The 25686-nt window shown below is 57.1% G+C and carries 25 protein-coding genes; 22 read left to right on the top strand and 3 right to left on the bottom strand.

Annotation, left to right across the window (positions count from 1 at the left end; genetic code table 11):
* Positions 1-4: 4 nt before the first annotated feature.
* From recF to dnaA, 3 genes are read right to left on the bottom strand one after another with little or no spacing between them, the layout of a single operon-like run.
* Entirely contained in the window at positions 5-1108 is a 1104-nt protein-coding gene (gene recF, locus HP062_RS20940; RefSeq protein WP_010465495.1) for a DNA replication/repair protein RecF, read from the bottom strand.
* Between the two features lie 20 nt (positions 1109-1128).
* Positions 1129-2232 (bottom strand): DNA polymerase III subunit beta, encoded by a 1104-nt coding sequence (gene dnaN / locus HP062_RS20935; RefSeq protein ID WP_008155702.1) that lies wholly within the window; start codon positions 2230-2232, stop codon positions 1129-1131.
* Positions 2233-2271: 39 nt separating this feature from the next.
* A complete protein-coding gene (gene dnaA, locus HP062_RS20930; protein WP_077748849.1) occupies positions 2272-3792 on the bottom strand; it encodes a chromosomal replication initiator protein DnaA in 1521 nt (506 codons plus the stop codon).
* 565 nt (positions 3793-4357) lie between these two features.
* Between dnaA and rpmH the strand changes: the two genes are divergently transcribed.
* From rpmH to HP062_RS20820, 22 genes are all read left to right on the top strand, one after another.
* A complete protein-coding gene (gene rpmH, locus HP062_RS20925) occupies positions 4358-4492 on the top strand; it encodes a 50S ribosomal protein L34 (RefSeq protein ID WP_003213577.1) in 135 nt (44 codons plus the stop codon).
* A 16-nt stretch (positions 4493-4508) separates the two neighbouring features.
* A complete protein-coding gene (rnpA, locus tag HP062_RS20920) occupies positions 4509-4910 on the top strand; it encodes a ribonuclease P protein component (protein WP_010465490.1) in 402 nt (133 codons plus the stop codon).
* On the top strand, positions 4903-5148 hold the full coding sequence (gene yidD / locus HP062_RS20915) for a membrane protein insertion efficiency factor YidD (protein ID WP_010465488.1): 246 nt from the start codon (positions 4903-4905) through the stop codon (positions 5146-5148). Before rnpA ends, yidD begins: the two co-directional genes overlap by 8 nt.
* Positions 5149-5150: 2 nt before the next feature.
* Positions 5151-6836: a membrane protein insertase YidC gene (gene yidC, locus HP062_RS20910; RefSeq protein ID WP_042932461.1), complete on the top strand. Its 1686-nt coding sequence runs from the start codon at positions 5151-5153 to the stop codon at positions 6834-6836.
* Between the two features lie 79 nt (positions 6837-6915).
* A complete protein-coding gene (mnmE, locus tag HP062_RS20905) occupies positions 6916-8286 on the top strand; it encodes a tRNA uridine-5-carboxymethylaminomethyl(34) synthesis GTPase MnmE (RefSeq protein WP_010465483.1) in 1371 nt (456 codons plus the stop codon).
* 550 nt (positions 8287-8836) lie between these two features.
* A complete protein-coding gene (gene mnmG / locus HP062_RS20900) occupies positions 8837-10735 on the top strand; it encodes a tRNA uridine-5-carboxymethylaminomethyl(34) synthesis enzyme MnmG (protein ID WP_077748851.1) in 1899 nt (632 codons plus the stop codon).
* On the top strand, positions 10732-11376 hold the full coding sequence (gene rsmG, locus HP062_RS20895; protein WP_102594524.1) for a 16S rRNA (guanine(527)-N(7))-methyltransferase RsmG: 645 nt from the start codon (positions 10732-10734) through the stop codon (positions 11374-11376). The genes mnmG and rsmG overlap by 4 nt, the downstream gene beginning before the upstream one ends.
* 18 nt (positions 11377-11394) lie before the next feature.
* Entirely contained in the window at positions 11395-12192 is a 798-nt protein-coding gene (locus HP062_RS20890; RefSeq protein WP_010465477.1) for a ParA family protein, read from the top strand.
* A 9-nt stretch (positions 12193-12201) separates the two neighbouring features.
* Positions 12202-13074, top strand: a complete 873-nt coding sequence (locus tag HP062_RS20885) for a ParB/RepB/Spo0J family partition protein (RefSeq protein ID WP_077748853.1) — start codon at positions 12202-12204, stop codon at positions 13072-13074.
* Positions 13075-13222: 148 nt separating this feature from the next.
* A complete protein-coding gene (locus tag HP062_RS20880; RefSeq protein WP_010465473.1) occupies positions 13223-13630 on the top strand; it encodes a F0F1 ATP synthase subunit I in 408 nt (135 codons plus the stop codon).
* Positions 13631-13646: 16 nt separating this feature from the next.
* On the top strand, positions 13647-14516 hold the full coding sequence (gene atpB, locus HP062_RS20875) for a F0F1 ATP synthase subunit A (protein WP_010465471.1): 870 nt from the start codon (positions 13647-13649) through the stop codon (positions 14514-14516).
* 133 nt (positions 14517-14649) lie between these two features.
* Positions 14650-14907 carry a F0F1 ATP synthase subunit C gene (gene atpE, locus HP062_RS20870; protein ID WP_002555987.1) on the top strand — a complete coding sequence of 86 codons (258 nt, stop codon included), beginning with the start codon at positions 14650-14652 and terminating at the stop codon, positions 14905-14907.
* 56 nt (positions 14908-14963) lie between these two features.
* The gene (locus HP062_RS20865) at positions 14964-15434 is read left to right on the top strand and encodes a F0F1 ATP synthase subunit B (RefSeq protein WP_007948090.1); all 471 of its coding nucleotides are present in this window, start codon (positions 14964-14966) and stop codon (positions 15432-15434) included.
* A gap of 12 nt (positions 15435-15446) precedes the next feature.
* The gene (locus HP062_RS20860) at positions 15447-15983 is read left to right on the top strand and encodes a F0F1 ATP synthase subunit delta (protein WP_010465467.1); all 537 of its coding nucleotides are present in this window, start codon (positions 15447-15449) and stop codon (positions 15981-15983) included.
* Between the two features lie 21 nt (positions 15984-16004).
* The gene (atpA, locus tag HP062_RS20855) at positions 16005-17549 is read left to right on the top strand and encodes a F0F1 ATP synthase subunit alpha (RefSeq protein WP_010465465.1); all 1545 of its coding nucleotides are present in this window, start codon (positions 16005-16007) and stop codon (positions 17547-17549) included.
* Positions 17550-17599: 50 nt separating this feature from the next.
* Positions 17600-18460 carry a F0F1 ATP synthase subunit gamma gene (atpG, locus tag HP062_RS20850; protein WP_010465463.1) on the top strand — a complete coding sequence of 287 codons (861 nt, stop codon included), beginning with the start codon at positions 17600-17602 and terminating at the stop codon, positions 18458-18460.
* A gap of 27 nt (positions 18461-18487) precedes the next feature.
* Entirely contained in the window at positions 18488-19867 is a 1380-nt protein-coding gene (atpD, locus tag HP062_RS20845) for a F0F1 ATP synthase subunit beta (protein ID WP_008155715.1), read from the top strand.
* A 45-nt stretch (positions 19868-19912) separates the two neighbouring features.
* A complete protein-coding gene (locus tag HP062_RS20840; protein ID WP_010465460.1) occupies positions 19913-20338 on the top strand; it encodes a F0F1 ATP synthase subunit epsilon in 426 nt (141 codons plus the stop codon).
* A gap of 116 nt (positions 20339-20454) precedes the next feature.
* Positions 20455-21822, top strand: coding sequence for a bifunctional UDP-N-acetylglucosamine diphosphorylase/glucosamine-1-phosphate N-acetyltransferase GlmU (gene glmU / locus HP062_RS20835; protein WP_172791968.1), 1368 nt, complete (start codon positions 20455-20457; stop codon positions 21820-21822).
* A 256-nt stretch (positions 21823-22078) separates the two neighbouring features.
* Positions 22079-22855 carry a DeoR/GlpR family DNA-binding transcription regulator gene (locus HP062_RS20830; RefSeq protein ID WP_010465456.1) on the top strand — a complete coding sequence of 259 codons (777 nt, stop codon included), beginning with the start codon at positions 22079-22081 and terminating at the stop codon, positions 22853-22855.
* Position 22856: 1 nt separating this feature from the next.
* Positions 22857-24689: a glutamine--fructose-6-phosphate transaminase (isomerizing) gene (gene glmS / locus HP062_RS20825; protein WP_077748855.1), complete on the top strand. Its 1833-nt coding sequence runs from the start codon at positions 22857-22859 to the stop codon at positions 24687-24689.
* 79 nt (positions 24690-24768) lie between these two features.
* The gene (locus HP062_RS20820) at positions 24769-25686 is read left to right on the top strand and encodes a LysR family transcriptional regulator (RefSeq protein WP_010465452.1); all 918 of its coding nucleotides are present in this window, start codon (positions 24769-24771) and stop codon (positions 25684-25686) included.

Here is a 25686-nt window from a genome sequence, read left to right as displayed (position 1 = left end):
GCCTTCACTCCCGATGGTCGTGGGTCTGGGTGATACGGCCCTGTTCCACGTGGAACAGAGCGACTGGCGTTTCCGTCTGCCAGCCGTCCCTCAATAATTCGTGATCTACACAAGTGATAAACACCTGGCAGCGTAAGTCTTCCAGCAAGCGGCAAAGCGCGCGACGGTGGTGCTCGTCCAGTTCGGACGGCAGGTCATCCACCAGATAAATACACTGGCCGCGTCGGGCCTGGCTTACCAGGTGCCCTTGGGCAATCCGCAATGCACAGACCACCAACTTCTGCTGACCACGGGACAAGATGTCCGCGGCGTTATGTGCACCCAACCTAAGGCGCAAATCAGCACGTTGTGGTCCGGCTTGGGTATGACCCATTTGCTGATCCCGCTGAAGGGACCCGGCGAGCACAGCACTCAACTCCCGGTCCTTGTCCCAACCGCGGTAATAGCTGAGCGTCAAACCCTCGAGCTCAACCAGTTCGCTCAAGGTCTGTTCAAAGACTGGTTTCAAGGCTTTGATGTAAGCGCGGCGGTATTCATCTATTTCAGCGCTGGCCTGGCACAGTTCCCTGTCCCAAACCGCTTGCGAAACGGCGTCAAGTGTACCATGCCGCAGCCAAGAGTTTCTCTGGCGCAGGGCCTTCTGCAAGCGCTGCCAGGTGGACATGAATCGCGGTTCCACGTGGAACACACCCCAGTCGAGAAACTGCCGACGAATCTTCGGTGCGCCTTCCAGCAAGCGGAAGCTATCCGGGTTAATCAACTGAAGCGGCAGGATCTCCGCCAGTTGCGCCGCACTGCGAGCATTCTGGCCGTCGATGCGAATCTGAAACTCGCCCTGCCTGTCTCGAGATATCCCCAACGCGCTATGGCCACCCTCGGCCAATTCAACCTGCCCAAATACGGTGCATGCCAATTGCTCGTACTGAATGACGGGTAACAATCGGGTGCTACGAAACGAACGGGCAAGCCCCAGCAGGTGAATGGCTTCCAGAACACTGGTTTTGCCGCTGCCGTTGGCGCCGTAAAGAATATTGATTCGGGGGGAGGGGGAGAAGGTCACCGGGTGCAGATTACGCACCGCGGTGACCGAGACGCGACTTAAAGACATCTAGCTTCTGCTGAGCATGATTACAGACGCATCGGCATGACAACGTAGGCCGAGTCATCGTTGTCGGACTCTTGCACCAGCGCACTGCTGTTCGAGTCGGACAGGATCAGGCGAACCTGCTCGGTGGTCATCACGCCCAGCACGTCGAGCAGATAGCTCACGTTGAAGCCAATTTCCAGATTGCCGCCGTTGTACTCGACGCCGACTTCTTCTTCAGCTTCTTCCTGCTCCGGGTTGTTCGCCTGAATTTTCAGCTGGCCGTTGGCCAATTGCAGTCGGATACCGCGGTACTTCTCGTTGGACAGGATCGCAGTGCGGCTGAATGCTTCACGCAGGGCTTGGCGATCACCGAGTACCAGCTTGTCGCCGCCTTTTGGCAGAACGCGCTCGTAATCAGGGAATTTACCGTCGACCAGTTTCGAAGTGAAGGTGAACTCGCCGGTGGTCGCGCGGATGTGGTGTTGACCCAGCACGATGCTGACGATGCCGTCCGGCTCGGTCAGCAAGCGCGCGAGTTCGAGGATACCTTTGCGCGGCACGATGACCTGATGGCGATCCGGCTGACCGATATCGGCCTTCATCGAGCACATCGCCAGACGGTGACCGTCGGTGGCCACGGCGCGGATGATGCCTTCGGACACTTCCAGCAGCATGCCGTTCAGGTAATAACGCACGTCCTGCTGGGCCATGGCGAAGCTGGTGCGTTCGATCAAACGACGCAGCTTGCTCTGCTCCAGGCTGCAAGTCAGCGAACCAGGGCCTTCTTCGACCGTAGGGAAATCGTTGGCCGGCAGGGTCGACAGGGTGAAGCGGCTACGACCGGCCTTCACGACGAGCTTCTGCTCATCGACCTTAATGTCGATCAGCGCATCGTTCGGCAAGCTCTTGCAGATGTCCATCAGCTTGCGCGCAGGCACAGTGATGGAACCCGGGTCCGCAGGCTCTTCGAGTTGCACACGACCGACCAGCTCGACTTCCAGGTCGGTACCGGTCAGCGACAGTTGCTGGCCTTCGACAACCAGCAGCACGTTGGAGAGCACCGGCAAGGTCTGTCGGCGCTCGACGACGCCTGCGACCAGTTGCAGGGGTTTCAACAAGGCTTCGCGTTGAATGGTGAAATGCATGGTCTAGTCCCTTGCCTTAATAAGCTGCGCTGGTGTTCATCAAGTAGTCAGTGTACGCAGCAGGTTCTTGTAGTCCTCGCGGATGTCCGCGTCGGATTCCTTAAGTTCGTTGATCTTGCGGCAGGCGTGCAAAACGGTCGTATGGTCGCGGCCACCAAACACATCGCCGATTTCGGGCAGGCTGTGGTTAGTCAACTCTTTGGACAACGCCATTGCAACCTGACGCGGACGTGCGACCGAGCGAGAACGACGCTTGGACAGCAGATCGGAAATCTTGATCTTGTAGTACTCGGCGACCGTGCGCTGAATGTTATCCACAGAGACCAGTTTGTCTTGCAGCGCCAACAGGTCTTTCAGGGATTCGCGAATCAACTCGATGGTGATGTCGCGGCCCATGAAGTGCGAGTGTGCGATCACGCGTTTAAGCGCGCCTTCCAGCTCACGGACGTTGGAGCGGATACGCTGGGCAATAAAGAACGCCGCATCGTGTGGCAGATCGACTTTGGCCTGGTCAGCCTTTTTCATCAGGATCGCGACGCGGGTTTCCAGCTCCGGCGGCTCGACGGCAACCGTCAGGCCCCAGCCGAAGCGGGATTTAAGGCGCTCTTCAAGGCCTTCGATTTCTTTCGGGTAGCGGTCACTGGTAAGAATGACCTGCTGACCACCTTCAAGCAGGGCGTTGAAGGTGTGGAAAAACTCTTCCTGGGACCGCTCTTTGCGAGCGAAGAACTGAATGTCATCGATCAGCAGCGCATCCACCGAACGGTAGAAGCGTTTGAACTCGTTGATCGCGTTCAGCTGCAGGGCCTTGACCATGTCGGCGACGAATCGCTCCGAGTGCAGGTACACGACCTTGGCATTCGGGTTCTTCTTTAATAGATGGTTACCCACAGCATGCATCAAGTGAGTCTTACCCAAGCCGACGCCGCCATAAAGGAAGAGCGGGTTGTAACCGTGCTTGGGGTTATCCGCGACCTGCCAGGCCGCAGCCCGGGCCAGCTGGTTGGACTTACCCTCGACAAAGTTTTCGAAGGTGAACGTGCGGTTCAGGTAACTGGTGTGCTTGAGCGCGCCTTCGACTTGCACCGTGCGCTGCTCGGACCGAATAGGAGCCTGTTGCGAGCTGGCGCCGGCCATCGGGTCGAAGCTGTCGCGTGACGGCTCTTCACTGACCTCCGCCACTTTTTGCGTCGCACGCTTGGTCGGTGCGGTCGCCGGGGCTGGCGCTGGAGCACTGACAGGCGCTTGAGCGGCCTGAGCCTGGGAAGCAGCGGCGGCCAACGGTGCATTTGGTGCCGCACGCGGTGCCGAACTGCGTTTGCTGCCTATTAATAAGGAGAGCGCGGGCGCGATGCCATTGCCATGCTCATCCAGCAGTTCAAGGACGCGGCCCAGGTACTTTTCGTTGACCCAGTCGAGAACAAAACGATTCGGTGCGTAGACACGCAACTCGTCGCCTTCGGCTTCGACCTGTAGTGGACGGATCCAAGTGTTGAATTGTTGGGCAGGCAGCTCATCGCGCAAAAGCTCCACGCACTGCTGCCAAAGTTCCACTGACACGGATATCCCTAAGTTGAAAGCCGGTGAGGCAAAAACAAGCGGCCATTGTAGCGGCCAGACGCCCACTTATCCACATGCAGGTTGCGCACAGGCCATGAATTATCAACGCGTTAACCGCCAAAAAGGCGACCAATGGTATGTGCATAAGCTCTGTGGATAACCGCCCATGAGGGCACTGGACAAGTGGGGGTGAAACTCGGTGGATAACACGCCTGTGGATAACTGGCCATTCCACACACAGCTTATCCGACAGCGCAGCACAGGCTGCCCCCTGTTTTCCAACGTAGTTGTCATTCTCTGTACAGCACGGGATAGAAGGGCTAAAGGTAGTTATCCACAGAAGATCGCCTCCCTAGCTTTTATAAGCTTTACAGAAAAGCTTTAAATAACTTCCTTCTTTATTTCTATATCTAGCGAAGGCGTGCGGACGAGAAAAGGCCTGGAGATCTATTTATAAGGAAACGCTGGTTGGAAATTGACCTAGAGGCTTGCTTTCTCTAGAATCCCCGGTCTCTTAAAACGGGGGCCATTCCGGCCCGTTGTGGACGAACCAGGTAACACGACAATGAAACGTACTTTCCAACCAAGCACTATCAAACGCGCTCGTACCCACGGTTTCCGTGCTCGCATGGCTACCAAGAACGGTCGTGCCGTCCTGTCGCGTCGTCGCGCCAAAGGTCGTGCGCGTCTGGCAGTTTGATAATCCGGCACTGGAGGTGAGTCAGGACTTCAGTCGGGAAAAGCGTCTGCTTACTCCCCGGCATTTCAAGGCAGTCTTTGACTCCCCTACCGGCAAGGTTCCGGGGAAAAATCTCCTGCTCCTTGCGCGCAACAACGATCTTGATCACCCCCGTCTCGGGTTGGTTATCGGGAAAAAGAGCGTAAAGCTCTCCGTCGAGCGCAATCGCCTCAAACGTCTGATGCGCGAATCGTTTCGCCTGAACCAGGATTCACTGGTCGGTTGGGACATCGTTATCGTCGCGCGCAAAGGTTTGGGTGACGTAGAAAACCCCGAATTGATTCAGCATTTCGGCAAGCTCTGGAAGCGTCTGGCACGTAGCAAGCCGGTACCAGCAGTCAAAACCGAAACTGTAGGGGTAGACAGTCCCGATGCGTAAACTGGCACTCGTTCCGATCCAGTTTTATCGTTATGCCATTAGTCCTCTGATGGCCAGTCACTGTCGTTTCTACCCCAGTTGTTCCTGCTACGCGTATGAAGCCATAGAAAATCATGGCCTTCTGCGCGGTGGCTGGCTGACCTTTCGTCGTTTAGGTCGCTGTCATCCGTGGAATCCCGGTGGTTATGACCCGGTTCCGCCTATCCCTACCTCCCGTTCTTCTTCGATGGCCGAGTAATCATGGATATCAAACGCACGATCCTGATCGTCGCCCTGGCAATCGTGTCCTACGTTATGGTTCTTAAATGGAACCAGGACTATGGCCAGGCTGCCCTGCCGACTCAGAATGTTGCTTCCAGTACTACCGCACCGGGCCTACCGGACACGGCGACTGGCAATAATGCTTCTGTCAGTGACGACATTCCACGCGCACCAAGTGATACCAGTGCAACTGCACCCACTGAAACACCAGTGGCTGTAAGCAAAGACCTCATCCAGATCAAAACGGATGTGCTCAACCTGGCTATCGATCCACAAGGTGGTGATGTTGCCCAACTGACGTTGCCGCTGTATCCACGTCGCCAGGACCATCCGGAAATTCCATTCCAGTTGTTCGATAACGGCAACGAGCGGACTTATCTGGCCCAGAGCGGTCTGATCGGCACCGACGGTCCGGACGCAAGTCCAGCCGGTCGCCCGGTTTACTCCTCCGAGAAGAAGATCTACCAACTGGCTGACGGTCAGGACCAAATGGTCGTGGACCTCAAGTTCAGCAAGGACGGCGTCAACTACATCAAGCGTTTCACCGTAAAACGTGGCTTGTATGACGTAACCGTTTCCTACCTGATCGACAACGAAAGCGCCAAGCCTTGGTCGGGTGCGATGTTCGCCCAGCTGAAGCGTGACGCCAGCTCCGATCCTTCTTCCAGCACTGCCACCGGCACCGCGACTTACCTGGGCGCCGCCCTGTGGACAAGTAACGAGCCGTACAAGAAAGTGTCGATGAAGGACATGGACAAGGCTCAGCTGAAAGAAACCGTTAACGGCGGTTGGGTTGCCTGGTTGCAACACTACTTCGTGACCGCGTGGATTCCGGCGAAGGGCGAAAACAATCTCGTCCAGACCCGTAAAGACAGCAAAGGCAACTACATCATCGGCTACACCGCTCCGGCAGTGACCGTTGCACCAGGTGCAAAAGCCGAAGTCAGCGCTGTTCTGTACGCCGGTCCAAAAAGCCAGGCTGTGCTGAAAGAGTTGTCCCCAGGTCTGGAATTGACCGTCGATTACGGCATTCTGTGGTTCATTGCCCAGCCTATCTTCTGGCTGCTGCAACACATCCACGCGCTGATCGGTAACTGGGGCTGGTCGATCATCTTCCTGACCATGCTGATCAAGGGGATTTTCTTCCCGCTGTCGGCTGCCAGCTACAAATCCATGGCGCGCATGCGTGCAGTGGCACCGAAACTGGCTGCGCTGAAAGAGCAACATGGCGATGATCGGCAGAAAATGTCGCAAGCCATGATGGAGCTGTACAAGAAAGAGAAGATCAATCCGCTGGGTGGTTGCTTGCCAATCCTCGTGCAGATGCCGGTTTTCCTGTCGCTGTACTGGGTTCTGCTGGAAAGCGTTGAAATGCGCCAAGCGCCGTTCATGCTGTGGATTACTGACCTGTCGATCAAGGATCCGTTCTTCATTCTGCCGATCATCATGGGTGCAACCATGTTTATCCAGCAGCAGTTGAACCCGACTCCTCCGGATCCGATGCAGGCGAAGGTCATGAAGCTGATGCCAATCATCTTCACCTTCTTCTTCCTGTGGTTCCCGGCTGGTCTGGTGCTGTACTGGGTTGTGAACAACTGCCTGTCCATCGCCCAACAGTGGTACATCACTCGTAAAGTTGAAGCAGCTACCAAAGCAGCTGCCTGATTTACACTGTGGATAACCACTCAAAACGCCCCCTAGTGGGGCGTTTTGCTATCTGTCACTTTTGTCTGGGTACTGGTTTATGAGCGTTCCTCGGGAAACCATCGCAGCTGTCGCCACCGCTCAAGGTCGCGGCGGTGTGGGCATCGTCCGTATTTCCGGGCCGTTGGCGAGCATTGCTGCCAGGGCGATCAGCGGTCGGGAATTGAAACCTCGATTTGCCCACTACGGTCCGTTTCTCAACGAAAACGAAGAGGTGCTGGACGAAGGCATCGCGTTGTATTTTCCGGGACCGAACTCCTTCACCGGCGAAGATGTGCTTGAACTGCAGGGGCACGGCGGGCCGATTGTTCTCGATATGCTGCTCAAACGTTGTCTGGAACTGGGCTGTCGTCTGGCTCGGCCAGGAGAATTCAGTGAACGCGCCTTCCTCAACGACAAGCTCGACCTAGCCCAGGCGGAAGCCATCGCCGACTTGATCGAGGCCAGTTCTGCACAGGCTGCGCGAAATGCACTGCGTTCGTTGCAAGGCGCATTCTCCCTGCGTGTGCATAACCTCACCGAGCAGTTAATCGGCCTGCGCATCTACGTCGAGGCTGCGATCGATTTCCCGGAGGAAGAAATCGACTTCCTGGCCGACGGCCACGTACTGGCCATGCTCGACAAAGTGCGCGATGAATTATCCACAGTGCTTCGTGAAGCCGGGCAAGGTGCCTTGCTTCGCGACGGGATGACCGTGGTCATTGCCGGCCGACCCAATGCCGGCAAGTCCAGCCTGCTGAATGCCTTGGCCGGTCGAGAAGCCGCGATCGTGACCGAGATTGCCGGCACCACCCGGGATATTCTTCGCGAACATATCCACATCGATGGCATGCCGTTGCACGTGGTCGACACCGCCGGTCTGCGGGATACCGATGACCAGGTGGAAAAAATCGGCGTCGAGCGGGCGTTGAAAGCCATCGGCGAAGCAGATCGGGTGTTGCTGGTGGTCGATGCGACCGCTCCTGAGGCACTTGATCCGTTTGCGTTATGGCCGGAGTTCCTTGAAATCCGCCCGGATCCGGCAAAAGTTACGCTGATCCGTAATAAGGCTGACCTGACGGGAGAAGCGATTGCCCTGGAAGTCAGTGACGATGGCCACGTCACCATCAGCCTTAGTGCCAAATCTGGCGGTATGGGGCTGGAATTGCTACGCGAACATCTCAAGGCCTGCATGGGTTACGAGCAGACTTCGGAAAGCAGCTTCAGTGCACGCAGGCGTCACCTTGATGCGTTGCGACACGCCAGCGCATCCCTTGAGCATGGCCGTGCGCAGTTGACTCTGGCGGGTGCTGGTGAGCTGCTGGCGGAAGATTTGCGCCAGGCTCAGCACTCTTTGGGTGAGATCACCGGCGCATTCAGCTCGGATGATCTGCTGGGACGTATTTTTTCCAGCTTCTGCATCGGTAAATAGTCCTTCCGATATTCACAGACAGGCCGTTCGCGCCTGTCTGTTCCCTCCCTTGCCTTAAATTTCCTCCAGTGCCGAGCAGATTCTTTCTGCTTGAGCGGATTTTCCGTGTCCGGAATTTGCTCGATCAGCATTTATCTGTGGATTAAGCCCTGTGAGTAAGTGCCACTAAGGGCAGTTGATAACAGGGCGTGAAAACTGAAGATAACCGCCCCTGTGGATAACAATCCCTTTCATCCACAGGCTTAAACCGGTTATCCAAGGGCCTCCTTGGTACATGACCACAGGGTTTTGAATCGCTGTACATATTGAATATAAAGGCTTGTAGCGATCTATCCACAGAAATGTGGCTCAGTAGAAATAAACATAAAAACAAAGATTTAATAAATTTCTCTCTTTTTAATTTCTATAACCCCGACTTCTCCACAGCTGGTTAAATTTTGTGCAAAGGGTTCTTTAGGAAGGGCGAAGTCCCTATACTTGTCGACCAGGTCCAGAAACCTGAGCTCAAACTATTCCTGATTACCTAACTGAAGCAGGCACGAGGTGCGTGGTGGATTTCCCTTCCCGTTTTGAAGTGATCGTCATCGGCGGCGGTCATGCCGGTACCGAGGCAGCACTGGCCTCAGCACGTATGGGTGCAAAAACCCTGTTGTTGACGCATAACGTGGAAACCCTCGGTGCCATGAGTTGCAACCCCGCCATCGGTGGGATCGGTAAAAGCCATCTGGTGAAAGAAATCGATGCCCTCGGCGGCGCGATGGCCATGGCTACCGACAAAGGAGGTATTCAATTTCGCGTGTTGAACAGCCGCAAAGGTCCGGCCGTACGAGCGACTCGCGCTCAGGCAGACCGGGTTCTGTACAAGGCCGCTGTCCGCGAAGCTTTGGAAAACCAGCCGAACCTGTGGATATTTCAACAAGCTGCTGATGACCTGATCGTCGAGCAGGAACAAGTGCGCGGTGTTGTCACCCAGATGGGTCTGCGTTTCTTCGCCGATTCCGTGGTGTTGACCACTGGCACCTTCCTCGGTGGACTTATCCACATCGGCTTGCAGAATTACTCCGGTGGCCGTGCCGGCGATCCGCCATCGATCGCCCTGGCTCATCGTCTGCGTGAATTGCCGCTGCGAGTCGGTCGCCTGAAAACCGGTACGCCACCGCGAATCGACGGTCGTTCTGTGGATTTCTCGGTGATGACCGAGCAAGCAGGCGATACACCGATCCCGGTGATGTCGTTCATGGGTTCCAAAGAGCAACATCCGAAACAGGTGAGCTGCTGGATTACCCACACCAACGCTCGCACCCACGAAATCATTGCCGCCAACCTCGATCGTTCTCCGATGTATTCCGATGCAGGGCTGATCGAAGGCATCGGCCCGCGGTATTGCCCGTCGATCGAAGACAAGATCCACCGCTTTGCCGACAAGGAAAGCCACCAGGTCTTCATCGAGCCGGAAGGTTTGACTACGCACGAGCTGTACCCGAACGGGATATCCACCTCCTTGCCGTTCGACGTGCAACTGCAGATCGTGCAATCGATCCGCGGCATGGAAAACGCGCACATTGTTCGTCCTGGCTATGCCATCGAGTACGACTACTTCGACCCGCGTGACCTGAAGTACAGCCTCGAAACCAAAGTCATCGGCGGTCTGTTTTTCGCCGGGCAAATCAACGGCACCACTGGTTACGAAGAGGCCGGCGCCCAGGGTTTGCTGGCTGGCGCCAACGCGGCTCTGCGTGCGCAGGGCAAAGATGCCTGGTGCCCGCGTCGCGACGAGGCGTACATCGGGGTGTTGGTCGACGACCTGATTACTCTCGGTACTCAAGAGCCGTACCGGATGTTTACGTCCCGTGCCGAGTACCGCCTGATCCTGCGTGAAGACAACGCCGACCTGCGTCTGACCGAAAAAGGTCGCGAGCTGGGTCTGGTGGATGACGCGCGTTGGGCGGCCTTCTGCAAGAAACGCGAAAGCATCGACCTTGAAGAACAGCGCCTGAAAAGTACCTGGGTCCGCCCGGGCACTGAGCAGGGCGATGCGATTTCCGAGAAGTTCGGTACGCCGCTGACTCACGAATACAATTTGCTCAACCTGCTGAGCCGTCCGGAAATCGACTACGCTGGTCTGATCGCCGTGACCGGTGGCGGCGCGGAAGATCCACAAGTCGCCGAGCAGGTCGAAATCAAGACCAAGTACGCCGGCTACATCGATCGCCAGCAGGATGAAATCGCTCGCCTGCGGGCCAGCGAAGATACAAAACTGCCTGTGGATATCGATTACACAAACATTTCCGGTCTCTCAAAAGAGATCCAGAGCAAGCTCGGCGCGACCCGTCCAGAGACTTTGGGCCAGGCGTCACGTATCCCGGGTGTCACGCCGGCAGCGATTTCGCTGTTGATGATTCATTTGAAAAAACGCGGCGCGGGCCGTCAGTTGGAGCAAAGCGCTTGAGTTCGTTGGTCACCTCGCAACATGCCGAAGAGTTATCCACAGGCGCTCGCCAGCTCGGTGTCACGCTGACAGAAGCCCAGCATGCGCAGCTGCTGGGGTACCTGGCCCTGTTGATCAAATGGAACAAGGCTTACAACCTGACTGCCGTGCGCGATCCGGACGAAATGGTCTCCCGTCATCTGCTCGATAGTTTGAGCGTGATGTCGTTTGTCGAGAATGGTCGCTGGCTGGACGTTGGCAGCGGCGGCGGCATGCCGGGTATTCCGTTGGCCATCCTGTTTCCAGAGTCGCAAGTGACCTGTTTGGACAGCAACGGCAAGAAAACCCGCTTCCTGACCCAGGTCAAACTCGAACTCAAACTGGATAACCTGCAAGTTATCCACAGTCGTGTAGAAGCTTTCCAGCCTGCCCAGCCATTCAACGGGATCATCTCCCGGGCGTTCAGCAGCATGGAAAACTTCAGCAACTGGACTCGCCACTTGGGCGATGCCGATACACGCTGGCTGGCAATGAAGGGCGTTCATCCGGCTGATGAGCTGGTAGCATTGCCGGCAGACTTCCACCTCGATAGCGAACACGCCCTGGCCGTACCTGGTTGCCAAGGCCAACGCCATCTGCTGATACTGCGCCGCACGGCATGATTGGGAACACAAGCAAGAATGGCTAAGGTATTCGCGATAGCGAACCAGAAAGGTGGTGTGGGTAAAACCACCACCTGCATCAACCTCGCAGCATCCCTGGTCGCTACCAAGCGCCGGGTGCTGTTGATCGATCTCGATCCACAGGGCAACGCCACCATGGGTAGCGGTGTGGATAAACACGGGCTGGAAAACTCGGTCTACGACCTGCTGATCGGCGAGTGTGACCTGGCTGAGGCCATGCACTACTCCGAGCACGGCGGATACCAGCTGTTGCCGGCCAACCGTGACCTGACTGCAGCCGAAGTGGTTCTGCTGGAAATGCAGATGAAGGAAAGTCGCCTGCGCAGTGCGTTGGCGCCGATCCGTGAAAACTACGATTACATTTTGATCGACTGCCCGCCGTCGTTGTCGATGCTGACGCTGAACGCGTTGGTTGCAGCTGACGGGGTAATTATCCCCATGCAGTGCGAGTACTTCGCGCTCGAAGGTTTGAGCGACCTTGTGGATAACATCAAGCGTATCGCTGAATTGCTCAACCCGAATCTGAAAGTCGAAGGCCTGTTGCGGACCATGTACGACCCGCGCCTGAGCCTGATGAACGATGTATCGGCGCAGCTCAAGGAGCACTTCGGCGAGCAGCTGTACGACACCGTCATCCCGCGCAACATCCGTCTGGCCGAAGCACCTAGCTATGGCATGCCGGCGCTGGCCTACGACAAAGCATCGCGTGGCGCTATCGCCTATCTGGCGTTGGCCGGCGAGCTTGTTCGTCGTCAACGCAAAAACTCACGCACCGCCGCCGCTCAGGCAACTTAAGGAATCCCCATGGCCGTCAAGAAACGAGGTCTCGGACGTGGACTGGATGCACTGCTGAGTGGTCCGACTGTCAGCTCGCTGGAAGAACAAGCGGTCCAGGCCGATCAGCGTGAGCTGCAGCACCTGCCCCTGGACCTGATCCAGCGCGGCAAGTACCAGCCGCGACGGGACATGGATCCTCAGGCGCTGGAAGAACTGGCGCAGTCGATCAAGGCCCAGGGCGTGATGCAGCCGATCGTGGTGCGTCCGATTGGCAGCGGTCGCTTTGAAATCATCGCCGGTGAACGCCGCTGGCGCGCCAGCCAGCAGGCTGGCCAGGAAACCATCCCGGCGATGGTTCGCGATGTGCCGGATGAAACCGCGATCGCCATGGCGCTGATCGAGAACATCCAGCGCGAAGACCTCAATCCCATCGAAGAAGCCGTGGCCTTGCAGCGTTTGCAGCAGGAATTCCAGCTGACTCAGCAACAAGTCGCCGAAGCCGTGGGCAAATCCCGCGTGACCGTGGCCAACCTGCTACGCTTGATCGCGTTGCCGGAAGTTATCAAAACCATGCTGTCGCACGGCGACCTGGAAATGGGTCATGCGCGTGCTTTGCTCGGTTTACCGGAGAATCAACAGGTTGAAGGGGCGCGACATGTTGTCGCACGAGGGCTGACGGTGCGCCAAACCGAGGCACTGGTTCGCCAGTGGTTGAGTGGCAAACAGGAGCCTGCTGAACCGGTTAAACAGGACCCTGATATCGCCCGACTCGAGCAGCGCCTGGCTGAACGCCTAGGCTCTGCGGTGCAGATCCGCCACGGAAAGAAGGGGAAAGGGCAGTTGGTTATTGGTTACAACTCCCTCGATGAGCTTCAAGGTGTGCTCGCGCACATTCGTTGAAACATTTCCTCATGTAGCGTGCAGTCGGAAATCACTACCTAACGGTTGAATAGGGGCAGAACCGCCCCTATACTCTGCGCGCATTTTGTCGGCACAAATTATGCCAAGTTATTGAATTCTGGCAGCCGACCATTGGGGAGTAATTGTGATGGAAAGCCGCACGCCAAACCGCTTGCCGTTCCATCGCCTGGCAGTTTTTCCGGTGTTAATGGCTCAGTTTGTCGTTTTGCTGATCGCCGCTTTGGCGCTCTGGCAATGGCACGGAGTCGTTGCCGGGTACTCAGGACTCTGCGGAGGCCTGATAGCTTTGCTGCCCAATGTTTATTTCGCTCACAGGGCATTTCGGTTTTCCGGCGCCCGAGCAGCCCAAGCCATCGTCCGGTCTTTTTATGCCGGTGAGGCGGGCAAACTGATTTTGACGGCAGTGCTCTTTGCATTGACGTTCGCAGGTGTGAAGCCATTGGCGCCGCTAGCTGTATTCGGCGTCTTCGTGTTGACCCAACTGGTCAGCTGGTTCGCGCCCCTGCTGATGAGAACAAGACTTTCGAGACCTTAGGGCGTTTGAGGCAACCATGGCAGAAACAACCGCTTCGGGCTATATCCAGCACCACTTGCAGAACCTGACCTTCGGTCAGCACCCAACTGGCGGGTGGGGTTTTGCCCACACCGCAGCAGAAGCCAAAGAAATGGGCTTCTGGGCTTTCCACGTCGATACTCTCGGCTGGTCGGTCGCGTTGGGTCTGATCTTCGTTCTTCTTTTCCGCATGGCGGCGAAGAAGGCGACTTCCGGTCAGCCTGGTGCTTTGCAGAACTTCGTTGAAGTATTGGTCGAATTCGTCGATGGCAGCGTGAAAGACAGCTTCCATGGCCGTAGCCCGGTGATTGCACCGTTGGCACTGACCATCTTCGTCTGGGTCTTCCTGATGAACGCCGTCGACCTGATTCCGGTCGACTGGATTCCTCAGCTGGCCATCCTGATCACTGGTGATGCGCACATTCCATTCCGTGCCGTATCCACCACTGACCCGAACGCTACCCTGGGCATGGCCCTGTCGGTGTTCGCGTTGATCATTTTCTACAGCATCAAGGTCAAGGGCATCGGCGGCTTTATCGGCGAACTGACCCTGCACCCGTTCGGCAGCAAGAACATCTTCGTTCAAGCCCTGCTGATTCCGGTGAACTTCCTGCTGGAGTTCGTGACACTGATCGCCAAGCCAATCTCGTTGGCACTGCGTCTGTTCGGCAACATGTACGCCGGCGAACTGGTCTTCATTCTGATTGCTGTGATGTTCGGCAGCGGTCTGCTCTGGCTTAGCGGCCTGGGCGTAGTTCTGCAGTGGGCGTGGGCTGTGTTCCACATCCTGATCATCACCCTGCAGGCGTTTATCTTCATGATGCTGACCATCGTCTACCTGTCGATGGCACACGAAGAGAACCATTAAGACCAGTCTCGACTAGTCTGATGTCCCATCCGGTCAAACGGGTGGGGGCCCGAACAGGGCTATGAAACGATTTGTTTTACCGCTTTAAAATCTAAAAAACCTAAACCATACGACGTAAAAGTCGGGAGGAAAGATGGAAACTGTAGTTGGTCTAACCGCTATCGCTGTTGCACTGTTGATCGGCCTGGGCGCACTGGGTACCGCAATTGGTTTCGGCCTGTTGGGCGGCAAGTTCCTGGAAGGCGCAGCGCGTCAGCCAGAAATGGTTCCAATGCTGCAAGTTAAAATGTTCATCGTTGCCGGTCTGCTCGACGCCGTAACCATGATCGGTGTTGGTATCGCTCTGTTCTTCACTTTCGCGAACCCATTCGTTGGTCAACTCGCTGGCTAATTACTCGAACCTTCGAGTAATTGGTGTGATGTGCAACGAACGAGCGAGGTGTTGGCGTGAACATTAATGCAACCCTGATTGGCCAGTCCGTTGCGTTCTTCATTTTTGTACTGTTTTGCATGAAGTTCGTGTGGCCTCCGGTCATCGCGGCTTTGCACGAACGTCAGAAGAAGATCGCGGATGGACTGGACGCTGCCGCCCGAGCAGCTCGCGACCTGGAGCTGGCCCAAGATAAAGCGGGTCAGCAACTGCGCGAAGCAAAAGCTCAGGCAGCCGAAATCATTGAGCAAGCCAAGAAACGCGGTAACCAGATCGTTGAAGAGGCTGTTGAAAAAGCCCGTATCGACGCTGACCGTGTGAAGGTTCAGGCTCAGGCCGAGATCGAGCAGGAACTGAACAGTGTCAAAGACGCGCTGCGTGCCCAATTGGGTAGCCTGGCAGTCTCTGGCGCCGAGAAGATCCTGGGTTCCACAATCGATCAAAACGCGCACGCGGAGCTGGTAAACAAACTGGCTGCTGAAATTTAAGCGAGGGCGATCATGGCAGAATTGACCACGTTGGCCCGACCTTACGCTAAGGCAGCCTTCGAGCACGCCCAGGCCCACCAGCAACTGGCCTCTTGGTCAGCCATGCTCGGCCTGGCTGCAGCAGTGTCGCAAGACGGCACTATGCAGCGCGTGCTCAAGGCCCCGCGACTGACGAGCGCAAACAAGGCCGCCACGTTTATTGACGTGTGCGGCGACAAGTTTGATGCCAAGGCACAGAACTTCATTCACGTCGTTGCCGAAAACGACCGTCTCCCGCTTTTGCCGGAGATATCCGCTCTGTTCGACCTGTACAAGGCTGAACAAGAGAAGTCGGTAGACGTTGAAGTGACCAGTGCTTTTGCATTGAACCAAGAACAGCAAGACAAACTCGCCAAGGTTCTCAGTGCACGACTCAACCGGGAAGTGCGCCTGCAAGTCGAGGAAGACAAATCCCTTATTGGGGGCATTGTCATCCGCGCCGGCGACCTGGTTATCGATGGCTCGGTTCGCGGCAAACTCGCGAGCCTTGCCGAAGCATTGAAATCTTGAGTTTGAAGGGGCAGCAGAGCAATGCAGCAACTCAATCCTTCCGAAATAAGTGAAATTATCAAGGGCCGCATCGACAAGCTCGATGTGACCTCCCAAGCCCGTAACGAAGGCACTGTCGTCAGCGTATCTGACGGTATCGTGCGGATTCACGGTCTGGCCGATGTCATGTACGGCGAGATGATCGAGTTTCCGGGCGGCGTCTTCGGTATGGCTCTCAACCTGGAGCAAGACTCCGTAGGTGCCGTTGTATTGGGCTCCTACCAGTCTCTGGCTGAAGGCATGAGCGCCAAGTGCACCGGCCGTATCCTCGAAGTTCCGGTTGGTAAGGAACTGCTGGGTCGCGTAGTCGACGCACTGGGTAACCCAGTTGACGGCAAAGGTCCGCTGAACAACACCGAGACCGATGCGGTCGAGAAAGTTGCTCCAGGCGTGATCTGGCGTAAGTCGGTAGACCAGCCTGTACAGACTGGCTACAAGGCTGTCGATGCCATGATTCCTGTCGGCCGTGGCCAGCGTGAGCTGATCATCGGTGACCGTCAGATCGGTAAAACCGCTCTGGCGATCGACGCGATCATCAACCAGAAAGACAGCGGCATTTTCTGCGTCTACGTCGCGATCGGTCAGAAGCAATCGACCATCGCCAACGTGGTTCGCAAGCTGGAAGAAAACGGCGCACTGGCTAACACCATCGTCGTGGCAGCGAGCGCTTCGGAATCTGCAGCACTGCAATTCCTGGCACCGTACTCCGGTTGCACCATGGGTGAATTCTTCCGCGACCGCGGTGAAGACGCGCTGATCGTTTATGACGATCTGTCCAAGCAAGCAGTGGCTTATCGCCAGATCTCCCTGCTGCTGCGCCGTCCACCAGGCCGTGAAGCTTACCCAGGCGACGTGTTCTATCTCCACTCCCGTCTGCTGGAGCGCGCATCCCGCGTTTCGGAAGAGTACGTAGAGAAGTTCACCAACGGCGCAGTGACCGGCAAAACCGGTTCCCTGACCGCACTGCCGATCATCGAAACCCAGGCTGGCGACGTTTCCGCGTTCGTTCCGACCAACGTGATTTCCATCACCGACGGTCAGATCTTCCTGGAATCGGCCATGTTCAACTCCGGGATCCGTCCTGCTGTGAACGCCGGTGTTTCGGTATCCCGTGTGGGTGGTGCCGCTCAGACCAAGATCATCAAGAAGCTCTCCGGTGGTATCCGTACCGCTCTGGCTCAGTACCGTGAACTGGCGGCATTCGCCCAGTTCGCTTCTGACCTGGACGAAGCGACCCGTAAGCAACTTGAGCATGGTCAGCGCGTTACCGAGCTGATGAAGCAGAAGCAATACGCACCAATGTCGATCGCTGACATGGCGCTGTCGCTGTATGCCGCTGAGCGTGGGTTCCTGACTGACGTCGAAATCGCCAAGGTCGGCAGCTTTGAACAAGCGCTGATTGCTTTCTTCAACCGCGATCACGCCGATTTGATGGCGAAGATCAACGTGAAGGGTGACTTCAATGACGAAATCGACGCTGGCATGAAAGCCGGTATCGAGAAGTTCAAGGCCACCCAAACCTGGTAAGCCGCAGCGGGAGCCGCAAGGCTCCCGCTTGCTAACCTGATAGGTGTTACATGGCAGGCGCAAAAGAGATTCGCAGTAAGATTGCGAGCATCAAAAGCACGCAAAAGATTACCAGCGCCATGGAAAAAGTGGCGGTCAGTAAAATGCGCAAGGCACAAATGCGCATGGCTGCTAGCCGTCCTTATGCGGAGCGCATCCGCCAGGTTATTGGCCATCTGGCCAACGCCAACCCGGAATATCGCCACCCATTCATGCTCGACCGTGAAGTAAAGCGCGTCGGTTATGTCGTGGTGAGCAGTGACCGTGGTCTGTGTGGTGGCTTGAACACCAACCTGTTCAAGGCTTTGGTCAAGGACATGGCGGTAAACCGCGAAAACGGCGTCGAGATTGATCTGTGTGTTGTTGGTAGCAAGGGTGCGGCTTTCTTCCGCAACTTCGGCGGTAACGTCGTAGCAGCTATCAGCCACCTGGGTGAAGAGCCGTCGATCAATGACCTGATCGGCAGCGTCAAGGTGATGCTGGATGCCTACCTGGACGGCCGTATTGACCGCCTGTCCGTGGTGTCCAACAAATTCGTTAACACCATGACGCAATCGCCTACCGTGGAGCAGTTGATTCCGCTGGTGGCAACCCCGGATCAGGAACTCAAGCACCACTGGGATTATCTGTACGAACCGGACGCCAAAGAGCTGCTTGACGGCTTGATGGTCCGTTACGTGGAGTCGCAGGTCTACCAGGCGGTGGTCGAGAACAACGCGGCTGAACAAGCTGCGCGGATGATCGCGATGAAGAACGCTACCGACAACGCCGGTGATTTGATCAGCGATTTGCAGCTGGTCTACAACAAGGCGCGTCAGGCTGCGATCACCCAAGAGATCTCGGAAATCGTCGGCGGCGCTGCCGCGGTTTAACGGTTCAAATATTCAGAGGATCCAGCTATGAGTAGCGGACGTATCGTTCAAATCATCGGCGCCGTTATCGACGTGGAATTTCCACGCGACAGCGTACCGAGCATCTACAACGCGCTGAAAGTAGTGAGCGCGGCTGAAACCACCCTCGAAGTTCAGCAACAGCTGGGCGACGGCGTGGTTCGTACCATTGCGATGGGTTCCACCGAAGGCTTGAAGCGCGGTCTGGAAGTCACCGACTCTGGCGCAGCCATCTCCGTACCAGTCGGTAAAGCGACCCTGGGCCGGATCATGGACGTCCTCGGTAACCCGATCGACGAAGCTGGCCCGATCGACACCGAAGAGCGCTGGGGCATTCACCGTCCTGCGCCAACCTTCGCTGAACAAGCGGGCGGCAACGACCTGCTGGAAACCGGCATCAAGGTTATCGACCTGGTTTGCCCGTTCGCCAAGGGTGGTAAAGTCGGTCTGTTCGGTGGTGCCGGTGTAGGCAAAACCGTAAACATGATGGAACTGATCCGTAACATCGCCATCGAGCACAGCGGTTATTCCGTGTTCGCCGGTGTGGGTGAGCGTACTCGTGAGGGTAACGACTTCTACCACGAGATGAAGGATTCCAACGTTCTGGACAAAGTGGCACTGGTTTACGGTCAGATGAACGAGCCGCCGGGTAACCGTCTGCGCGTAGCACTGACCGGCCTGACCATGGCCGAGAAGTTCCGTGACGAAGGTAACGACGTTCTGCTGTTCGTCGACAACATCTATCGTTACACCCTGGCCGGTACTGAAGTATCCGCACTGCTGGGCCGTATGCCTTCCGCAGTAGGTTACCAGCCGACCCTGGCCGAAGAGATGGGTACTCTGCAAGAGCGTATCACTTCGACCAAGAACGGTTCGATCACCTCGATCCAAGCGGTATACGTACCTGCGGATGACTTGACTGACCCGTCGCCAGCGACCACCTTCGCCCACTTGGACGCCACCGTCGTTCTGTCCCGTGACATCGCTTCCCTGGGTATCTACCCAGCGGTCGATCCACTCGACTCGACTTCGCGCCAGCTGGACCCGAACGTAATCGGCCAGGACCACTACGACACCGCTCGCGGCGTACAGTATGTTCTGCAACGTTACAAAGAACTGAAGGACATCATTGCGATCCTGGGTATGGACGAGCTGTCGGAAGCCGACAAGCAGTTGGTAAACCGTGCTCGTAAGATCCAGCGTTTCTTGTCGCAGCCGTTCTTCGTGGCTGAAGTCTTCACCGGTGCTTCGGGTAAATACGTTTCCCTGAAAGACACCATTGCTGGCTTCAAAGGCATCCTCAACGGTGACTACGACCACCTGCCAGAACAAGCGTTCTACATGGTCGGCGGCATCGAAGAAGCGATCGAGAAAGCCAAGAAACTGTAATCCCGGCGCCCGGCAACGGGCGCTAATTTAGGTTGAGGCAATCAGATGGCTATGACAGTCCATTGCGATATCGTCAGCGCGGAAGGGGAAATCTTTTCCGGCCTGGTCGAGATGGTGGTTGCGCACGGTGCACTGGGTGATCTTGGTATCGCCTTGGGTCACGCGCCGCTGATCACTAATCTCAAGCCGGGTCCGATCCGCCTGATCAAGCAGGGCGGGGAAGAGGAGGTGTATTACATCTCCGGTGGTTTCCTCGAGGTTCAGCCGAACATGGTCAAGGTTCTTGCCGACACCGTGCAACGTGCTGCCGACCTGGACGAAGCCTCCGCTCAGGAAGCCGTTAAGGCTGCCGAGAAGGCCTTGCATGAGCGGGGCGCGGAATTCGATTACGGTTCTGCTGCCGCACGTCTGGCCGAGGCCGCAGCTCAGCTGCGCACCGTCCAGCAGATCCGCAAGAAGTTTGGCCACTAATAGGCCATTGCTTGTTGCGCGATTGATTAAAAAGGGTAGCCTCGGCTACCCTTTTTTCTTTTCCGTTTTTCATAACCTGGTCGCAGCCGCTGACCACCCAGGATTGGTAGCCAGTCATGTCTCTTGAAATCGTTATTCTCGCTGCCGGCCAAGGCACTCGCATGCGTTCGGCGTTGCCGAAAGTTCTGCACCCGATCGCCGGCAACTCGATGCTTGGTCATGTTATCCACAGCGCCCGGCAACTTGATCCACAGCGCATCCACGTGGTGATTGGCCATGGCGCCGAAGCGGTGCGCGAGCGTCTGGCGGCGGATGATCTGAATTTCGTCCTGCAGGACCAACAGCTGGGTACCGGCCATGCGGTGGCTCAGGCCGTGCCGTTCATCGAGTCCGACACCGTACTGATCCTGTACGGTGACGTTCCGCTGATCGAAGTTGAAACCCTGCAACGTTTGCTCAAGAAAGTAGCCCCGCAGCAACTGGGCTTGCTCACCGTCGAGCTGGATGACCCGACCGGGTACGGCCGCATCGTCCGCGATGCCGCCGGCAAGGTCACAGCCATCGTTGAGCAGAAAGACGCCAACGAGTCCGAGCGCGCAATCACCGAAGGCAACACCGGCATTCTGGCCCTACCTTTCGCACAGCTGGGTGGATGGATGAGCCGTCTCTCCAACAACAATGCCCAAGGCGAGTATTACCTGACGGACGTGATCGCAATGGTAGTCAGCGATGGTCTGGTGGTGGCCACTGAGCATCCCCATGACGCCATGGAAGTGCAGGGCGCCAACGATCGCAAGCAGCTCGCCGAACTCGAGCGTCATTATCAATTGCGCGCCGGTCGCCGCTTGATGGCTCAAGGCGTGACCCTGCGTGACCCGGCCCGCTTCGATGTACGCGGTGAAGTCACCGTCGGCCGAGACGTGCTGATTGATATCAACGTGATCCTCGAAGGCAAGGTCGTCATTGAAGATGACGTGGTGATCGGCCCGAACTGTGTGATCAAGGACAGCACCCTGCGCAAAGGCGTGGTGATCAAAGCCAACAGCCATATCGAAGGTGCGATCCTGGGCGAAGGTAGCGATGCCGGTCCATTCGCACGTCTGCGTCCGGGTACGGTGCTTGAAGCTCGCGCGCATGTGGGTAACTTTGTCGAACTGAAAAACGCCCACCTGGGTGAAGGCGCCAAGGCCGGTCATTTAACCTACCTGGGCGATGCCGAGATCGGTGCGCGCACCAACATTGGCGCGGGCACCATCACGTGCAACTACGATGGCGCCAACAAGTGGAAAACCGTCTTGGGTGAAGACGTGTTCATCGGTTCCAACAACTCGTTGGTGGCGCCTGTGGATATCTCTTCCGGTGCGACGACGGCGGCCGGTTCAACCATCACGCAGAATGTGGATAACGCGCAGTTGGCTGTGGGTCGGGCACGTCAGAAAAACATCGATGGCTGGAAACGGCCGGTGAAGATCAAAAAGAGCTGAGTTATCCACAGCGCGTTGCGGCGGTTTTGAGATTGCCTTCGCGGGCAAGTCGGATCGCCGCCCGCTCGCTCCTGCAGGATCCATGTCGTTAACAAATTTTGTGAACGACTCCGGTCCTTAGGAGCGAGCGGGCGGCGATCCGACTTGCCCGCGAAGCTTTTTATCCACAGATAATTTTTCTAGCGCAGACTTGACGAAGTTTCGCCAATAGGTTTTGATTGCTTCCGTTATCTTTCGAATCGAAACTTACTCGCTCATGTCGAAACGCAATACACCCCAACGCCGCCACAACATTCTCGCCTTGCTCAATGAACAGGGCGAAGTCAGTGTGGACGAGCTGGCCAAGCGCTTCGAAACTTCCGAAGTTACGGTTCGCAAGGATTTGGCCGCGCTTGAAAGTAATGGTCTGCTGCTACGCCGTTACGGCGGAGCGATCACCATGCCTCAGGAGCTGGTAGCCGACATCGGTCAACCGGTTTCCAAATACAAGCAAGCCATCGCCCGCGCTGCTGTTACGCGGATTCGTGAGCATGCTCGGATCATCATCGACAGCGGCAGCACCACCGCCGCGATGATCCCGGAACTCGGCCAACAGCCGGGCCTGGTGGTGATGACCAACTCCTTGCACGTTGCCAATGCGTTGAGCGAACTCGAACACGAGCCGGTGCTGTTGATGACCGGTGGCACCTGGGACCCGCATTCCGAGTCCTTTCAAGGCCAGGTCGCCGAGCAAGTACTACGCTCTTACGACTTCGACCAGTTGTTCATCGGTGCCGATGGCATCGACCTGGTTCGCGGTACCACCACCTTCAATGAATTGCTGGGTCTGAGCCGGGTCATGGCTGACGTCGCCCGTGAAGTGATCGTGATGGTGGAGGCTGACAAGATCGGCCGCAAGATTCCTAATCTGGAGCTGCCCTGGAGCAGCGTCCATACCCTCATTACCGATGAACGCCTGCCACTAGCGGCACGCGATCAGATTCAGGCCCGCGGCATCAATTTGATTTGCGCGGCTGTCAGTCAGGAGAAATAGCATGTGTGGAATTGTCGGCGCAGTCGCAGAACGTAACATCACCGCCATCCTGCTCGAGGGGCTCAAGCGCCTGGAGTACCGTGGCTATGACAGCGCCGGTGTGGCGGTCTTCACCAACGACGAAAAGCTCGAGCGCATGCGTCGTCCGGGCAAGGTCAGCGAACTGGAAAACGCGTTGGAAGCCGAACCTCTGATCGGTCGCCTCGGCATCGCCCACACCCGCTGGGCCACTCACGGTGCGCCGTGCGAGCGCAACGCGCACCCGCATTTCTCCGGCGACCTGGCCGTGGTGCACAACGGCATCATCGAGAACCACGAAGCCCTGCGCGAACAGCTGAAAGCCTTGGGTTACGTGTTCACCTCGGACACCGACACCGAAGTCATCGCACACCTGCTGAACCACAAACTCAAGGACCTGCGCGATCTGACCGTGGCCCTCAAAGCCACCGTTAAAGAACTGCACGGTGCTTATGGTCTGGCCGTTATCAGCGCCGATCAACCAGATCGTCTGGTGGCAGCGCGCAGTGGCAGTCCGCTGGTGATCGGTCTGGGCCTGGGTGAAAACTTCCTCGCTTCCGACCAGTTGGCCCTGCGTCAGGTCACCGACCGTTTCATGTACCTGGAAGAAGGCGATATCGCCGAAATTCGCCGCGACAGCGTGCACATCTGGGACGTGACCGGCCAAACCGTCGAGCGCGAAAGCGTGCAGTACCGCGACGGCGCTGAAGCAGCCGACAAGGGCGAATTCCGCCACTTCATGCTCAAGGAAATCCACGAGCAACCGGCCGTGGTTCAACGCACCCTCGAAGGTCGTCTGAGCCCGAACGGTGTCTTGGTGCAGGCGTTCGGTCCACAGGCTGCCGAGCTGTTCGCCAAAGTGCGCAACGTACAGATCGTCGCCTGCGGCACCAGCTACCACGCCGGTATGGTTGCCCGGTACTGGCTCGAAGAGCTGGCCGGTATCCCGTGCCAGGTCGAAGTCGCCAGTGAATTCCGCTACCGCAAAGTCGTGGTGCAGCCGGATACCCTGTTTGTCACTATCTCTCAGTCCGGCGAAACCGCCGATACCCTGGCTGCCCTGCGCAACGCCAAGGAACTGGGCTTCCTCGCCAGCCTGGCGATCTGCAACGTCGGCATCAGCTCGCTGGTGCGTGAGTCCGACCTGACCCTGCTGACCCAGGCCGGTCGCGAAATCGGCGTGGCCTCCACCAAAGCCTTCACCACCCAATTGGTCGGCCTGCTGTTGCTGACCCTGTCCCTGGGTCAGGTTCGCGGCACCTTGGCCAAAGGCGTCGAAGCCACCCTGGTTGAAGAACTGCGTCGTCTGCCAACCCGTCTGGGCGAAGCCTTGGCCATGGACAGCACCGTAGAGAAAATCGCCGAGCTGTTCGCCGAGAAGAACCACACCCTGTTCCTCGGTCGTGGCGCGCAATTCCCGGTCGCAATGGAAGGGGCCCTGAAACTCAAGGAAATCTCCTACATCCACGCTGAAGCCTACCCGGCCGGCGAACTGAAGCACGGCCCGTTGGCGCTTGTGGATAACGACATGCCCGTGGTCACCGTGGCACCGAACAACGAACTGCTGGAGAAGTTGAAATCCAACCTCCAGGAAGTCCGCGCCCGTGGCGGCCAGTTGATCGTCTTCGCAGACGAGAAGGCTGGCATGACCAACGGCGAAGGCACCCACGTTGTCCACATGCCGCACATCCACGACATCCTGTCGCCAATCCTCTACACCATCCCGCTGCAGTTGCTGTCGTACTACGTGGCCGTGTTGAAAGGCACTGACGTAGACCAGCCGCGGAATCTGGCGAAGTCGGTGACGGTGGAATAAGTTATCCACAGCTGACTGAACACTAAAAATCGCAGCCTATGGTTGCGATTTTTTTTATCCGAATGAAGGACATTGCCCCATGGACAGATTCCAGGAAATGCAGGTCTTCGCCGCCGTCGCCCAGGACCAGGGCTTTTCTGCAGCGGCGCGTCGGTTGGGGATGTCGGCGGCCAGTGTCACCCGGGCGGTGGCGGCGCTGGAGACGCGCATTGGCACGCAGTTGCTCACCCGTACCACCCGCAGCGTGCATTTGAGCGAGGCGGGGCAGCGTTATCTGGAGGATTGTCGGAGGATTCTCACCGAGGTGCAGGAAGCGGAGGATTCGGCGGCAGGCAGTCACGCACAACCCCGTGGGCAATTGACGATTACCGCGCCGGTATTGTTCGGAGAGTTATTTGTCACGCCAGTGATGGTTGATTATCTGGCGCAGTTTCCTGAGGTCAGTATCAATGCGCTGTTGCTTGATCGTGTGGTCAGTGTTGTCGAAGAGGGAATCGATGTGGCGGTGCGCATCGGCGATTTGCCTGACAGTAATCAGCATGCGATTCGTGTCGGCGAAGTGCGGCGGGTGATTTGTGGTTCGCCAGCGCTGATCGCAGCCCATGGCCGGCCTTCTCATCCGCAGGATCTGGTGCAGGCGCCGATCATTGCGACATCGGCCACGGGCCAGTTACGTAACTGGCCATTCCTTGAAAATGGCGATCCGCTGACGGTGCGCACGGAGGCTCGGCTGGTGGTCACCGCCAATCAGGCTGCCATCACGGCCGCCTGCCTGGGTCTGGGATTCACCCGTGTGTTGTCTTATCAAGTCGCGAGAAAAGTCGCGGCGGGTGAGTTGCAAATCGTCCTGGCTGAATTCGAACTGGCGCCGTTGCCGATTCATGTGATTTATCAGGGCGGGCGCAAGGCGCCAGCGCGAGTACGCAGTTTTGTCGACTTCACGGTGAATGCCCTGCGCGAGCATCCCGCTTTGAAGAACGAGGCATTATTGCTCTAG

Source organism: Pseudomonas sp. B14-6, assembly GCF_013260315.1.
GTDB classification, from domain to species: Bacteria; Pseudomonadota; Gammaproteobacteria; order Pseudomonadales; family Pseudomonadaceae; genus Aquipseudomonas; species Aquipseudomonas mandelii.
This window is presented reverse-complemented; position numbering and strand designations above follow the sequence as displayed.